Origin of the sequence: Pseudomonas sp. LH21, assembly GCF_036549575.1 — a bacterium.
Lineage (GTDB): Bacteria > Pseudomonadota > Gammaproteobacteria > Pseudomonadales > Pseudomonadaceae > Aquipseudomonas > Aquipseudomonas peradeniyensis.
This window is the reverse complement of the sequence record NZ_CP144367.1, coordinates 5070820-5083866: the sequence shown is the minus strand read 5'-3', so window position 1 is coordinate 5083866 and position 13047 is coordinate 5070820. Positions and strand designations below refer to the sequence as shown.

At 66.7% G+C, this 13047-nt stretch carries 14 protein-coding genes; 1 reads left to right on the top strand and 13 read right to left on the bottom strand.

Going from position 1 to position 13047, the window contains the following annotated elements:
• The first annotated feature begins 3 nt into the window (after positions 1 to 3).
• On the top strand, positions 4 to 930 hold the full coding sequence (locus VUG52_RS23145; protein ID WP_050703709.1) for a LysR substrate-binding domain-containing protein: 927 nt from the start codon (positions 4 to 6) through the stop codon (positions 928 to 930).
• Here VUG52_RS23145 and VUG52_RS23140 read toward each other — a convergent pair.
• The 13 genes from VUG52_RS23140 to VUG52_RS23085 form a co-directional block, all read right to left on the bottom strand.
• A complete protein-coding gene (locus VUG52_RS23140; protein ID WP_050703710.1) occupies positions 908 to 2077 on the bottom strand; it encodes an MFS transporter in 1170 nt (389 codons plus the stop codon). The two genes, VUG52_RS23145 and VUG52_RS23140, sit on opposite strands and share 23 nt — an antisense overlap.
• A gap of 467 nt (positions 2078 to 2544) precedes the next feature.
• Positions 2545 to 3516, bottom strand: coding sequence for a hypothetical protein (locus VUG52_RS23135; protein ID WP_050703711.1), 972 nt, complete (start codon positions 3514 to 3516; stop codon positions 2545 to 2547).
• Complete coding sequence (locus VUG52_RS23130; protein WP_050703712.1) at positions 3489 to 4193, bottom strand: hypothetical protein; 705 nt, start codon at positions 4191 to 4193, stop codon at positions 3489 to 3491. Before VUG52_RS23130 ends, VUG52_RS23135 begins: the two co-directional genes overlap by 28 nt.
• Positions 4190 to 4729, bottom strand: a complete 540-nt coding sequence (locus VUG52_RS23125) for a baseplate complex protein (RefSeq protein WP_050703713.1) — start codon at positions 4727 to 4729, stop codon at positions 4190 to 4192. The genes VUG52_RS23130 and VUG52_RS23125 overlap by 4 nt, the downstream gene beginning before the upstream one ends.
• Complete coding sequence (locus VUG52_RS23120; RefSeq protein WP_050703725.1) at positions 4726 to 5649, bottom strand: hypothetical protein; 924 nt, start codon at positions 5647 to 5649, stop codon at positions 4726 to 4728. Before VUG52_RS23120 ends, VUG52_RS23125 begins: the two co-directional genes overlap by 4 nt.
• Positions 5646 to 6356: a DUF4376 domain-containing protein gene (locus tag VUG52_RS23115; protein ID WP_050703714.1), complete on the bottom strand. Its 711-nt coding sequence runs from the start codon at positions 6354 to 6356 to the stop codon at positions 5646 to 5648. The genes VUG52_RS23120 and VUG52_RS23115 overlap by 4 nt, the downstream gene beginning before the upstream one ends.
• Before the next feature lie 8 nt (positions 6357 to 6364).
• Positions 6365 to 8413, bottom strand: coding sequence for a phage tail-collar fiber domain-containing protein (locus tag VUG52_RS23110; protein WP_050703715.1), 2049 nt, complete (start codon positions 8411 to 8413; stop codon positions 6365 to 6367).
• 9 nt (positions 8414 to 8422) lie between these two features.
• A complete protein-coding gene (locus VUG52_RS23105; protein ID WP_050703716.1) occupies positions 8423 to 8947 on the bottom strand; it encodes a phage tail protein in 525 nt (174 codons plus the stop codon).
• Entirely contained in the window at positions 8944 to 10116 is a 1173-nt protein-coding gene (locus VUG52_RS23100) for a baseplate J/gp47 family protein (protein WP_050703717.1), read from the bottom strand. The genes VUG52_RS23105 and VUG52_RS23100 overlap by 4 nt, the downstream gene beginning before the upstream one ends.
• Complete coding sequence (locus VUG52_RS23095) at positions 10113 to 10430, bottom strand: DUF2590 family protein (RefSeq protein WP_050703718.1); 318 nt, start codon at positions 10428 to 10430, stop codon at positions 10113 to 10115. The genes VUG52_RS23100 and VUG52_RS23095 overlap by 4 nt, the downstream gene beginning before the upstream one ends.
• Positions 10430 to 12544, bottom strand: a complete 2115-nt coding sequence (locus VUG52_RS23090) for a phage tail tape measure protein (RefSeq protein ID WP_050703719.1) — start codon at positions 12542 to 12544, stop codon at positions 10430 to 10432. Before VUG52_RS23090 ends, VUG52_RS23095 begins: the two co-directional genes overlap by 1 nt.
• Positions 12545 to 12550: 6 nt before the next feature.
• Positions 12551 to 12697 carry a DUF6890 family protein gene (locus tag VUG52_RS27360; RefSeq protein ID WP_371263118.1) on the bottom strand — a complete coding sequence of 49 codons (147 nt, stop codon included), beginning with the start codon at positions 12695 to 12697 and terminating at the stop codon, positions 12551 to 12553.
• Positions 12698 to 12717: 20 nt separating this feature from the next.
• Positions 12718 to 13005, bottom strand: coding sequence for a putative phage tail assembly chaperone (locus VUG52_RS23085; RefSeq protein ID WP_050703720.1), 288 nt, complete (start codon positions 13003 to 13005; stop codon positions 12718 to 12720).
• Between the last annotated feature and the right edge of the window lie 42 nt (positions 13006 to 13047).

Here is a 13047-nt window from a genome sequence, read left to right as displayed (position 1 = left end):
CCGATGTTCGACCTGAACGACCTTTATCTCTATGCCAAGGTGGTGGAGCACGGCGGCTTCGCGCCCGCCGGGCGCATCCTTGGCCTGCCCAAGTCCCGCCTCAGCCGGCGCGTGGCCAAACTCGAGGAGCGCCTCGGCGTGCGCCTGATCCAGCGCTCCACGCGGCAGTTCCAGGTGACCGAGGTGGGGCTGGAGTATTACCGCCATTGCCTGGGTATGCTCGAGCAGGCCGTCGCCGCCGAGGATGCGGTCGAACGCAACCGCGCCGAGCCCCGCGGCATCGTGCGCCTGGCCAGCAGCACCGCGTTGCTCGATTCGCGGCTGGCGCCGATGCTGGCGCGCTTCATGGCGCAATGCCCGGTGGTCGAGCTGCTGGTCAAGAGCTACAACCGCCGGGTGGATGTGATCGGCGAGGGCTTCGACCTGGTGCTGAGCGTGCAGCACCAGCCACTGGAAAGCAGCGAGCTGGTGATGCGTCGCCTGGCCCCGAGCCGGCAGTGCCTGGTGGCCGCGCCCGGCCTGTTCGCCGAACACGGGCGCCCGCTGTCGCCGGAAGGGCTCCAGGTTCTGCCGAGCTTGAACTGGGGCGCCAATGTGCAGGACGCCTCCTGGATGCTGGTCGGGCCCGCAGGCGCCGAGGCTGCCGTGCGCCATCGACCCCGCGTGGTGTCGGACGACCTCGCGGTGCTGCGCGAGGCCGCCCTGGCCGGCGTGGGCGCGGTGCTGTTGCCCGAGGAGGCGGTGCGCGACGACCTGGCCGCCGGGCGATTGGTGCATGTCCTCGACGACTGGGCGCCACGGGAAGGGGAGGTGGTGGCGTTGTTCCCTTCTCGTCGCGGGTTGATGCCCGCGGTGCGCAAGCTGATCGACTACCTGGCCGATGCCTTCGAGCAGGAGCAGCAGGCCGCTACGCCGGTTCGCGCTCGTTGAAACCAGGCTCTGCGGGTGGGCGGGCCGACCAGAACGCCAGGCCTGCCGCCAACGCGGTCAGCGCGGCGCCGGCCCAGGGGGTGGCCGCCAGCGTCGCCCCGGTGATCACCACGCCGCCGATGGCCGAACCCAGCCCGACACCGAGGTGCATGGCCGACATGTTCAGGCTCATGCCCGCCGGGAAGGTATCCGGGCCACGGGTCGCCAGGTAGCTCTGCACCACGGGCGAGGTGGTCCAGCTGAGCCCGCCCCAGAGCATCATCGCCGACAGGAACAGCCAGGGCGTGCCGACGCTCAGGGGCAGTACCAGCAAGCTGGCGAGATAGAGCAGTGGCGCCAGGGCGATGGAGCGGCCTGCACCGAGCCGGTCCGCCATCCAGCCGCCGGCATAGCCGCCCGAGACGCCGGCGATTCCGAAGGCGGCGAACAGGGCGGCCAGCCATTGCACGGGGATGTCGGCGACCTGCCGGGCATAAGGGGCCAGGTAGGCGAACACCGTGAAGTGCCCGGCGATCATCAACAGCGACACGCCCTGGGCGGCCACCAGGCGACTGTCGCGCAGATGGCGCAGGTAGCTGCCCAGGGCGATGCGTTCGCTGCTCTGCAGTTGCGGCAGCCCGCGCCAGGCCATCAGCAGCACTGCGATCGCCAGCAGGCTCAGGCCAGTGAACACCCCGCGCCAGCCCAGCACGTCACATAGCAGCATTCCGGCGGGAACGCCCAGCACGAGTGAGCTGCAGATGCCCATGAAGATCACGCCAATGGCTCGGCCACGCAGGGCTTCGGGCACCAGGCGCGTGGCCATCAGGGTGCAGGTCAGGCAGGTCAGGGCGCTGGTCGTGGCCATGCCGATGCGGGCGAGCAGCAGCGCGGTATAGCCCGGCGCCAGGGCCGCGGCGAGGTTGCACAAGGCGAACAGGGCCAGGGTGATGCAGAGCAGTCGGCGCAACGGGAAACGGGTGGTCAGCAGGGGAGAGAAGGGGGCGGCGAGGGCGAAGCTCAGGGAGAAGACCGTGGTCAGTTGCCCGGCGATCCCGAGCGGGACCTGCAGGCCATCGGCCAGGGCCGGCAGGATGCCGACCGTGATGTTTTCCGCCATGCCCGTGGCGAATGTCGCCAGGGCCAGCAGCCAGATACGCGGGCTCATGTGTTGCCTCCGATAAACGGGCCGGCCAAGGTCCGGACCCATTTGTCCCGACGGTTGACCGGCAGTGGTCAGGTCCATCGGGTTTCGAGGCAGTGCTTCGGTTATCCCGGTTCAAGCAGGAGGGATTGTAGACGGTTGTGCGCAGGCGATGAAGCTTTGGGTTCTTTCAGGCTGAACAGGACTCCATGGGCTGAGAGGTCGCGCAGGGAATCATCACCAGCGTGGGCTTGCCCCGCGATTATAGGCATGGCACCGGCTTCGCCGGTGATCGCGGGTCAAGCCCGCTCCCACGCTGGTGATGCTGCAAAGCTGTTCCCGATGGGGTAAATCCAAGTCTTCTGGCAGTCAGTCGTGCGAACACTCAACTTTTTCCGCCCAAACGCAACGCGGGGCCAGCCCGCTCCCACAGGCTCAAGGCTGAACCTGTGGGAGCGGGCTGGCCCCGCGAATGCGAAATGCCCTGAAGATCACAGCGTGATCGGCTTCAACTTGAGTCCCATGGCCTGGGCCCGCACCGCCGCGCCGCTGAAGGCCGCCGCATTGCCAGGTGGTGGCGTGGGCCCGTGCACGTGCCCGGCCAGCTCGGTGTTCATTTCCTGAACCAGGTCGAGCAGGTCGCAGAGCACCTGCAGCACGTTCACCGCCTCGGAGCCCAGCCAGGTCTTCGGCGCCTGCAGGCGCTGGCTGATCTTCACCACGCTGTGGCGCAGGCCCTCGATCCGCTCCTGGACGTCGCCGCCAATCGCTGCGTTGAGTTTCTGCCCCACCGCCAGGTTCAGGTCGCGCCCGGTGGCTTGGTGCAAGTCATCGAGGGCAGCCAGGCTGGCGGAGCCGCCGGACAGCAGCTTGAGCGCGCCGAGGGCCTCGATCTTCTTGACCCCGCCGACGGTCTCGGTCGAGTGGTCGTCCACCGTCCGGGCATGGCTCTGGAACTGCTCGGTGTTGGCCAGCGCCTCGACTTCACGCTCGATCGCCTTGTCGCGGATCCGCCCATCGGTCTGACGCAGCCAGTTGCCGTCGGCGTCGGCGCGCTGCTGGCAGGCCTCGCTGTGCTGCCACACCAGGTCGCCCTTCGGCACCTTGGGCAGGCTCAGCCCGTGGGGCAGGATCTGCTGGATGAACGGCTTGTGCGGCAGCCCGTAGGCGAACGACAGCACCACCGTTGTGCCCTCCTCGGGGAAGCCGAACATGCCGCGTTCCTGGCCGCCCATGGGTGCCGGCAGCGGCAGGCTGGTGAACACCGGTAGCGTCGGGTCGGGCTCGCCGTCCGGCAGCAGCACCTGGACATCGACGCCGAAGCGCGGGCGGAAATCGTCGCATAGCCCGGGCGCCGCCGGCGCATCGGGCACCGCGACCACGCGGCCGAAGCGCGGCAGGTGATAGCCGCCGGTGATTTCGGGGAACTGGCGCGCTACGGCGCGGCGGATTGCGTCTTCCATCGTATGGCCATCTGGCTGTCGGCCAGCGCGACATGGGTCACGCGCTCGCCGTGGTTGATCGGTGCGCCCGGACGCAGCCCCGGCAGGGCCGCAATGCTGGCGCTCTGGTTGCCCTGGTAGTTGTCGAACAGCTCCATGGGCAGTTGCAGCGCGGGGCGCGCGCCGAAGTAGCTGTCGGCCCAGCTGCCTACGTAGACCTCGCCGTTGCCCTGCTGCTGCCAGATGAAGTCGGGGATGTCGAAGACCTGGGCCAGGCTTTCCATGGCCTGGAAGCCGGCGGCCAGGCTGTAGAAGAACGGCGCGCGCACCGACGCGTAGGGCCGCTCGGGCACGCGAAAGCGCAGGCCGGTCTGCTGGCCGATCTGGTCGAGCACGCCGCGCAGGTCGACGTGGCGCAGGTTCATCGGCAGCGGCCTGGCCAGGATCGCCGCCAGTTCACGGCAGAACAGCAATTGCTGCCTGGCATTGGCGCTGGTACAGCGCTCGACGTAGCCGATGAAATGCCGCTGCAGCGGGCTGTCGTTGTAGCCGATGTCGAGGGTGACCAGGCCCTTGAGGGGCGCCTCGGCCTGGACGATGAAGGTCGCCCGCCCCGGGTTGCGCAGCTCCAGGCGCACGTCCGCCCTGACCAGCTCGTAACGCTCGCCGCCGACATTGAGTACCTGATGCAGCTTCATGACTTCTCTCCCAGCCAGTCATCCACTTTTTTCAGCAGGCGCTCGAAGCTGGTCAACTCCGGGTCCTTCTCCTCTTCCTCCTCTTTCGCGCCCACCGCCGCCCCCGGAGCGGCCTGGGCCTTGACGCGTTTTTTGGCGCGGCGCTTCTCGACCTTTTCCGGGTTGGAGGTCTTTTCGGCCAGGCCGAACTGTACCCGCCAGCAGGCCAGCGAGTCGTCCTCCCGGGCGTTGACGTTCTCGGCGAAGCGCACCTGGCGGATGCCAAAGGCCTCGGCCGTGTCGTTGACGATGCGGTAGGTCTTGAGCTGGCCGCCGCTCTCGGTAGCTTCGGCCAGGCGCATCAGGCTGCGCAGCCAGGCGCCGTTGACGTAGGGGATGGTCAGGGTGACCGTGAGGGTCTTGGGCTTGAAGCCCTTGTGCGCGGTGTCGGTGTTGCTGGTCTGGCCGGACAGGTCCTCGGCTTCGATGCGCAGGTTGCCGGTGACTTTCAGGGTCTTGCCTTCGACGGGCTGGCCGTCCAACAGTAGCAGTGTCATAAACCCACCATTTCACGAACGAAGCTCAGGCCCTTGGCCGAGCCGACCAGGATCACGCCGGCGCTCATCACCCATTCATGCCCCGGGGCATCGCCTTCGAGCAGCATGCGGCGCAGTTGTGTGTTGTTGCCCGGGCCCAGCAGGCGGGTGCGTACCGAGCTGTCGGCCTGGCCGCCCTCCAGCAGCTGGCGCAGGTCGGCCAGGCGTTGGTCACGGACCTGCTGCTGGTTGGCCTTGCGCGCCGCCAGCCCGGCCAGGTCGCTCATGGGCGAGCTGTCGGCGGCGTAGCTTTCCAGCACCGCGATCTGCCCGGCCAGCGACTGCTGCGCGGCTTTCAGCACTGTGCAGCGCTCCAGCGGCAAGGTTTCCCAGCGCGGCAGGGCGGTGGCCTGGGGAATCTGCCATTTCTCGGTTTCGAGCCGGGCCAGGTGTTCGGCGCGGCGTTGCGCGCGCACCAGTTCGGGGATCGGCATCAGGGCGTTGAAGCGGGCCAGGCCGGCGGCCAGCTGATCGTGGCGGGTACCCAGGAACAGCAGGCACAGTGCGTGCTGCTCACCCTGGGGGCTGCCGTTGTCGGTGGCGTCGGTAAGCTTGTTGGCCAACTGCTGCAGCAGGTTCGGCGCGGACAGGAAGCGCTGGTAGCCACGCCCCTGGCCGATACCGCTCTGGAACGGCGTCACCACCAGGCACCTGGGCACTTCGCCCAGCTGTTCGGCCAGGGCCTGGCGCCCGGCCTCGATCGCGCCCTTGGCTGCGGCACCGACTGGGCCGGGGTTGGTGCTGGCCAGGCCCTGCAGGCCGCTCAGGCGCTGGGCGGTACTGGCCAGCTCGCTGCCGGCCAGGGCCTTGGCGGCGTCGAGCTGGCCCATCCAGCGGGTCGCCTCAGCGGGCCAGCGCAAGGTGACGGGCGACCAGCTCATGCCGGCACCGTCCACTGGATGGCGCGCAGCGTGCCGAGTTTCTTGTCCTGCAGCGCCTTCGCCGCGTCACGCTTGAGTTGGTCGGCGTGTTGCAGGGCCGACTGTTTGAACAGGACCAGGTCCTTGTTAACTTGCAGCAACTGGTCGCGGGTATGGGCCAGGAACTGGCGCACGCCATCGCTGCCGGTGCAGGGGTAGGCGCTGTCCAGGCCGCTGAACACCAGGCCGGTCAGGTTGACCTGGTCCTCCAGCGAACTGCTGTAGCGGTGTGCCTCGCCCAGGGCCGACGAATCGAAGCCGGCCTCGATGTACTGCGCGCAGCCGGTGTTGATCTCGCCCAGCTTCTGCTGGTGGAGCTTGGCCAGAACGGCGGTGGTGTCGTCCACCCATTCGCCGTTCTTCCACACCTGGTCCGGTCCGGGCTTTTTCACCGTGTAACCCGAGGGGACCGGCCCCATGCCGGTGATGGTCAGGGCCTCGGCGGTGGTAATGCTGAAGACCACCAGGCCGTCGTAGTAGTCCACCAGGGACCAGGTCTGGCCATTCCAGTGTGCGGCCTTGTGCTCGGGGATCGACGGCGGCGCCGTCTCCACGCAGCCGCCGGGGATCAGGAACACGCCGGGCTCCAGCGGCGACTCGTCCGCTTCGGCGGTGCCAGTGAACAAGCCCAGTGGGGAGGTCTGGTAGACCGTTTTCGTCTTTGCCATCGGGCACCTCAGTATTTGATGTAGTAGTACAGGGCCATGTTCACGGGGCGTGCTTCGCTACCGCCGGAGGGATCTACCGTTACCGGGTGAGCGTGAACGCCGTCGCCAACGATGTTCAGGGTATGGCTGTGATCGCCGGCGGCTTGGATACGGTTGGTGGCGGCCCAATTCACGCCTGCCTGGTGCATGGCCGCGCCGATCCCGGGGATATCCTGGGTGGTCGGCGTATTCACGTAGTTGAAGGCGTGGGTATGGCTACCCGCGACCGAGGTGGTGCTCCCGCCATGGGCGTGCCAGCCGGCATTGCCCGAGGATGCTGAGTGGGCGTGGTACTGGTTCTGGTTTTGCTGGACCGTGCCTGGTGTTCGTCCAAGATCCAGGCCTTTGCCGTCATCGACATCACGGATGAACAGGCCACGGGTATCTGGCAGGTTGAACGTAGTCGCCCCGTCGCCTGCTCCGAAAGAGGTGCCGATTGCCGCGAACAACGCTGCGAAGGTCGTCCGGCTGACGGCCGCGCCATTGCAGCGAAGCGTGCCCGTCGGTGCCGCATGGCTGAAAGTCTGGACGAGCGTCCCTGGCGGAACGATGGCACCGGGCGTCAGGTTTCCGGTATGGAACACCTCGACGGTTGGGGTCCATTGCCCCTGGTTGGTCGTGGCGCGGGCAAACATGCGCACTCCAGGGCCTCCCTGGCTCATCGCGATCTGAGCCGAGAACTTCTCGGAGTAGTACGGCATGTTGAGCACGCTGCAATAGTTCGCCAGCGAGGTCGCGCCGTCGGCTATTGTGTGAAAGCCGCCGGCCAGTCCGATCGTGTCGACCGGGCTCAGGGAGGCGAAGTTGGTCGCTAATCCATAGTCGCCGCGTTTGATAGCATCGGTGATGCCGTACCCTTGCAGGGTGGTCGGTTTGCCGCTGGTGATCTTGCTCCAGTCAAGGTTGGGGATGTCGATCTGCAGCAGTGCCTCGCTGCCGATGACCTGGCCTTTGCCATTGATCGTGACTTTGGAGTAAGTCCCGGGCACCACGCCGATGTCCGCAAGCGTGGCCTGGATCGCCACGTTCCTGGAGCCGTCGAAGTCCACTCGTCCGACGACATCGCCCTGCAACGCGATCTGACGCGCTTCGGCCAGCTGGCGCGCCTTGCCGGCGGAGGTGACACCGTTCTCGAGGTCCGCAACCGACTTGCGGCTGGCGAAGTGCTCTACCAGCGGGCCGGCGATGGGGGCGGACTTGCGCTTGTCGGCGATGACTCCGGCGCTGGTGATGTCCGCCAGCTGGATGCAGTAGACCCAGCCGTCTGGCGTGACGGAATCCTGCTGGTCGGGCAGGTAGACCACCTTCCAGCTGGGGATCACATCGTTCAGCTTGCGCTGCCAGGTGATGTGCATCCACACTTGGGTCGCCCCTTGCGGCGGGCTCAGCGGCACGGCCTTGGGCAGCTCCAGGCGCATGCCTTCCAGGTAGGCAATGCCCGCTGCCAGTTGGTAGTTGTCACCCACTTTCTGGAACTGCAGACCGTCGCCGAAGAAGCACGCTCGCCCATACACGTCGCGGTTGCTCAGGCGCTCGCGCTCGTCGATGCCTTTCAGGCGCACGGTGAAATCGTGCTGCCAGGTGCTGGCATCGATGGTGATGCCGGTAAGCTCCTGGGCGCCGCTGTACTCCACCAGGATGTTGCGGGTGACGTTGTTGCCGATCTGCAGCGGCGGGATGTTGCGCCGCTTCTGCTGCAGCGGCAGGTAGGCCACGGCGAACAGTACGCCCTCGGCGCTTTCAAGTCCCATCCAGTTCCAGTCGAAGTCGCCGATGTCGCTGCCCAGCATCGAGCTGTAGACGACCTGGTTGGGGTTCACGTAGCCGCTGTTGCCCGCCGGGATGTCGTAGCTGTGCACGATCTGGCTGGCCGGCGGCTTGGTCGCGGCGCGGTCGACCGGCGTGTTCGGGTCGAGCCCGGGTACATTGGCGTAGATGAAGCGGGTGATCTGCAGGACTTCTTTGGCCCCCTGCTTCTGGGCGATCAGGCTTTCGCCCGCGAAAGTGATTCTGGCCACGGCGGACTCCTAAAGCGTGGCGACCAGCGTCTGCTGGTCGTCGTTGAATTGAGCTGCGCCGATGCGCAGGGTGACGGGGGTGATGCTGACGAAGTCGTAGCGGCGGCAGGTCCGGCCGTACTGCTGGATCAGTACCCGCAGCAGCTCGGGGTTCTCCGACAGCTGCGAGTCGGAAAGGCGCAGCAGGACCACGTCCCAGTCGCGGCCGGCCAGGCGTTCGTCGATCTCGACATAGCCCACGCCAAGCCGGCGCAGGATGCGCTTGAGCCCCGCAGTGCTGCCGGCATCGACCGCGTTGATGAAGGCGAACTTCACCCGCAGTCGGTACAGCCTTTCCGGTTCGTCCTTGAAGCGGGTGATGTCCCGCTGCCAGGCGAGCAGGTCCAGCACGGTGAGGTGGCAGGTCTCGGCGTCCATCTGCAGCAGCGGCCAGCGCAGCCACTCGGTCACCCTGGCCCACCAGGCCTGGGCGGCGTCCTTGAGCTTGGTCAGTTCGGTGCCGGCGAGCCAGAACGGCAGTTTCAGCGGGCTCATACCAGGTCCACCCGCAGGTTGGCGATGCGCGCGATGCTCAGCTGCGAGACGATGTCCTCGCTGGCGAAATGCAGCGACTCGATGTCGGCGAAGGCCTGGTGCAGCTCCTCGGCCAGGCGGCTGAAGGAGAACCGCGACTGTGGGTAGGTCAGGGTCGGGCGATAGTCGCTGGCCGTGCTTTCGCGGAACGCCGCACGGATGAACTGGGTGATGCCTTGCTGCAGCGCCTCGCGCCGCTTCGCCGTCAGGTTCGCCTGCGGCCAGACCGTCAGCGCGATGTCGTGGCGGGTCTCGGGCATGACCATCACCAGCAGGTCGTCGCCGTGGCCGTGGTTGCCTTGGTCGCGCACGTGGGCGTTGATCTGCTCCAGGTACGATTCCGCCGGCACGTCGGCGTCGAACAGCACGTAGGCGTTGGCGCTGCCCGGACCACGCGGTGCGTCGTGGAGGAAGTACACGCCATCGGGGCGCACCCCCGGGAAGGCGGCGATCATGGCGCGGTAGACCGCGTCGGTGTGCCACTGGTTGACCGCGCTGAACTGGTTGCGGGTGCGCAGGCGCAGCTGATCGTCGGGCTCGGGGTCGGCTCCGGGCGAGGTCATCCAGCCGTCGTCGTTGACCACCTGGACGATCCCCTGCACCGGCTCGGGCAGGATGGCGTAGTAGCCGGGCGCCAGGTTGTAGCCGCTGCCTACCTGCTGCGCCTGGACCTTGACCGACTGTTGCAGGCGGCCGTCGGGGAACACAGCATCCTCGACCGTCACCAGCTGGTAGACGTGGCCGTTGATCGCGGCGGATTGCACCACCACGCCGGCGCGCATCAGCAGCTCGCCGGCGCTGTTCTCACGGGTGAACAACAGCTGGCCCTGGGCCTTGGTCGCGCCCTTGCGCTCGACGTTCACCGCCCAGGCCAGGCTGTCCAGCCAGGCGCCGCTGGCCGTCTTGACGAAGAAGTTGGGCAGCACGGTGTCGCTGATGAAACCGACCAGCCACAGCACCGGCTTGGTCACCAGCGCCGTCACCACGCGCCAGAACGGCGAGTAGGCGCTGGTGTTGCTGAGCTTGCTGCCCTGGGCGGCCACTTCGGCCTCCCAGGCCTGGTGCAGGGCCGCCTCAGTGGTGGGAATGCCGGCGTCGGCCAGCACCTTGCGAAAGTCCAAGTCGCTCACAGGTATACCTCGATATCACCGAATTTCAGGGTTTTCGCCGTGACCAGGTAGTGGCCCGGATGCTCTTCCAGGACGCGGGCCGTACCCGGCAGCAGGCGCTCGTCGTCCTCCACCAGCAGCTCCAGTTGCAGGATGCAGTCGGCCTGGCGCTGGCGGCTGCGCTCGGCCACCAGGGTCACCAGCAGGCCGCTGTCGCGGATCATGTGGGCGATGTCCTGAGCGATGCTGGCCCGGTCCTCGATCAGCAGCGGTTGGTGGGAAGGGTCCAGGACCAGGTCGTTGTCGTGGATCAGCAGGTCGATGTAGTCACTCATCAGCCCACCGCCATTGCCATCATCTGTTCCAGCTCCAGCGGGTTCATGGCCTTGCTGGTGTTGATCTCCACCTTCTCGACATGCATGCGCCGGTCCTGCGTCTGGGTGGTGTTCTGGATCTGGTTCATCAGGCCTCCCTGGGGAACGCTCGTCGGGCTGGCCGGCGAGAGGTTGAGTGCGGTCTGGGTCATGCGCTGGCGCTGCTGCTCGAGTTGCTCGACCGGCGCGCTGGCCATGCTGGGGGCGAGGGCAGCGGGTGCCATCGAAGCCGTGTGCGGGGCCGCAGGTGGCACCTGCATCAGGGTCTTGAGCAGTGGCTGCGTGCTGCTCATGGGCAGTACGCCGATCGGCGCGACCTGGCTGGCAAGCCCTGGCACCTTGGGTGCTTCCGGCAGATCGGCGAACGAGGTCTCGATGTTGACGCCCGGGATCTTGTTCAACCACTCGATCACCTGGTCGAGTGAACTGCGGAAGATCTTGACGATGCCGTCCCAGGCCGCCTTGGCCATGCCGGTCCAGCCGCCCATGTCGGTGAACCACGTGCTCAGTGCGTCCAGCTGTGCGCTGACCCACTGGAAGGCGGCACTGTCCAGGAACGCGGCCTTGAGCTCGTCCCAGTAGGCAATGACCAGGACCACGGCAGCGACCAACGCGATGATGCCCGCGATGATGAGGATGATCGGGTTGGCCAGGAGTGCGGCGTTCACCAGCCAGAGCGCGCCTTGCCAGGCAAGGGTGGCGAGCCTCACGATCCCCATCCAGGCGTACATGGCGATCAGGCTTGTCAGGAAGATCGACAGCACCAAGGCGTGCCGGAGGAACATGAAGATGCTCTTCAAACCGGTCATGTTGAGCAGGGCCCAGGCGGCCTGTGCCCCCAGCATGGCTATCCGGGCCAGTCCGCTCAGCACTGCAAGCGCGGTCAGCGCGGCGCTGGTGCCAAGGATCGCCAGGGTGGCGATGGCGATCACCCGGGTGATGTTGGGAAACAGCTTGATCCAGCGGACCAGGGTCTGGGCGATCTCGACCAGGCGTGTCATCAGCGGTTGCAGGATGGGAATCAGCGCCTGGCCGAAGGCGATACGCAGCGCTTTCACGGCAGCCCCGAACTGCTGCCAGGGGTCGACCATGGCCTTGGCCATCTGTTCGGCCTGTTCCAGGCCGCGTACCTGGCCGAGTTTGTCGATGCCGTTCTTCAGGCGGTCGGTGTCCTGGGCCAGGGCGCCGATGAGCTGAGCCGCCTCACCGCCGAAGGCCTCGGTGATCTTGGCGTTGGCCGCCGCGCCGCGCAGGTCGCCGAACTTGCCCTGCAGCTTGGCCAGGATGTCGAGCATCGGCAGGACCTTGCCATTGGCGTCGGTGAACTTCATGCCGAGCTTGTCCGAGGCGTCCTCGATGTTCTCGAAGAAGGCTTTGTAAAGCCCGCCGGCCGCGCTGCCGTCCATGCTGCCGGACAGGCTGCCGATCACGGCCATCTGCTCGGCCAGGCCGATGCCGGCGGCGGAGGCCTGGGCACCGGCCTCCTTGAAACCATCCTTCATCTGTTCGCCGCTGGTGCGGAACAGCTGGACCGCCAGGGCGGTCTGCCCGCCCAGGATCTTGACCCATTGGCCCTTGCCCATGGCGTCGGCCTGCTGCTTCTGCAGGTTGTACATCGTGCCGACATACTCGGCCATCACGCCCTGGTCGGACTTGGTGGCCTTGGCCAGCACGCTGCTGGCGTAGGTGAACGTGGCCAACTGGGAGCCGGACAGACCTTTGATCGCGCCCTCGATCTTGTACGCCGAGGCGACGAAGTCCCGGGCGTTCTCGCCATAGGCGATGGAGAACATCAGGGCTTTCTTGTTCAAGGCCTCCAGGGCGTCCTCGGCCACGCCGAGCGAGCGTACATCCCCAAGGGCACGGTTCATTTCCAGGGCGGGCTCAAGGAAGGTGCCAAAGCTGCCGGCAGAGCTTTGCAGCCTCTGCGTGCCCTCGCTGATCTGCTTGATGGCGGCCTGGCTTTTTTCGCTCAGATTGTTGAACCCTTGGGTCATCCTCGCCAGCGGCGCGGTGACTTTATCGGTCAGCGACAGGATGAAATCCAGCCGGCTGATTGCGTTGTTCGCGCTCATGGGATGTCAGCCTCCATTGAATGCACGGGCGATGCCGTTGGCGATGGCGATTTCCATTCGCCGCCAGTGCTCGTCCTCCAGCCACTTGGCCGTGCCCAGGTTCTCGGGCGTGGACGGCGCACCGGGCAGCCAGCGTTCGGCCAGGGCCAGCAGTTGGCCCAGGCCGTCCTCGGTCAGTCGCTCTGCGTGGCCGAGCGCTTTTTTACGGTGACTTCCACGGTTGGGGCGTACTCCTCGACCAGGGCGCCGGCCAGCTGGATAACGGTCATCGGGTTGGCCAGCAGCGGCTTGAGCTGGTCCTTGTGCTCGGGTTTCACGGCGGTGACCAGCAGGTTGTTGGCCGGAGCGACCTTGTTGGAGGGGGTCAGGGCGTTGATGTACTTGGTCATCAGCGCCGGATCGATGGCGAAGTCCAGGGACAGGTCGCCGACTTCCAGGGTGATTTCGGTGCGTTGGGTCATGGGGTACTACTCCATTGGAATACGGGAATCGAAAAGAACGTG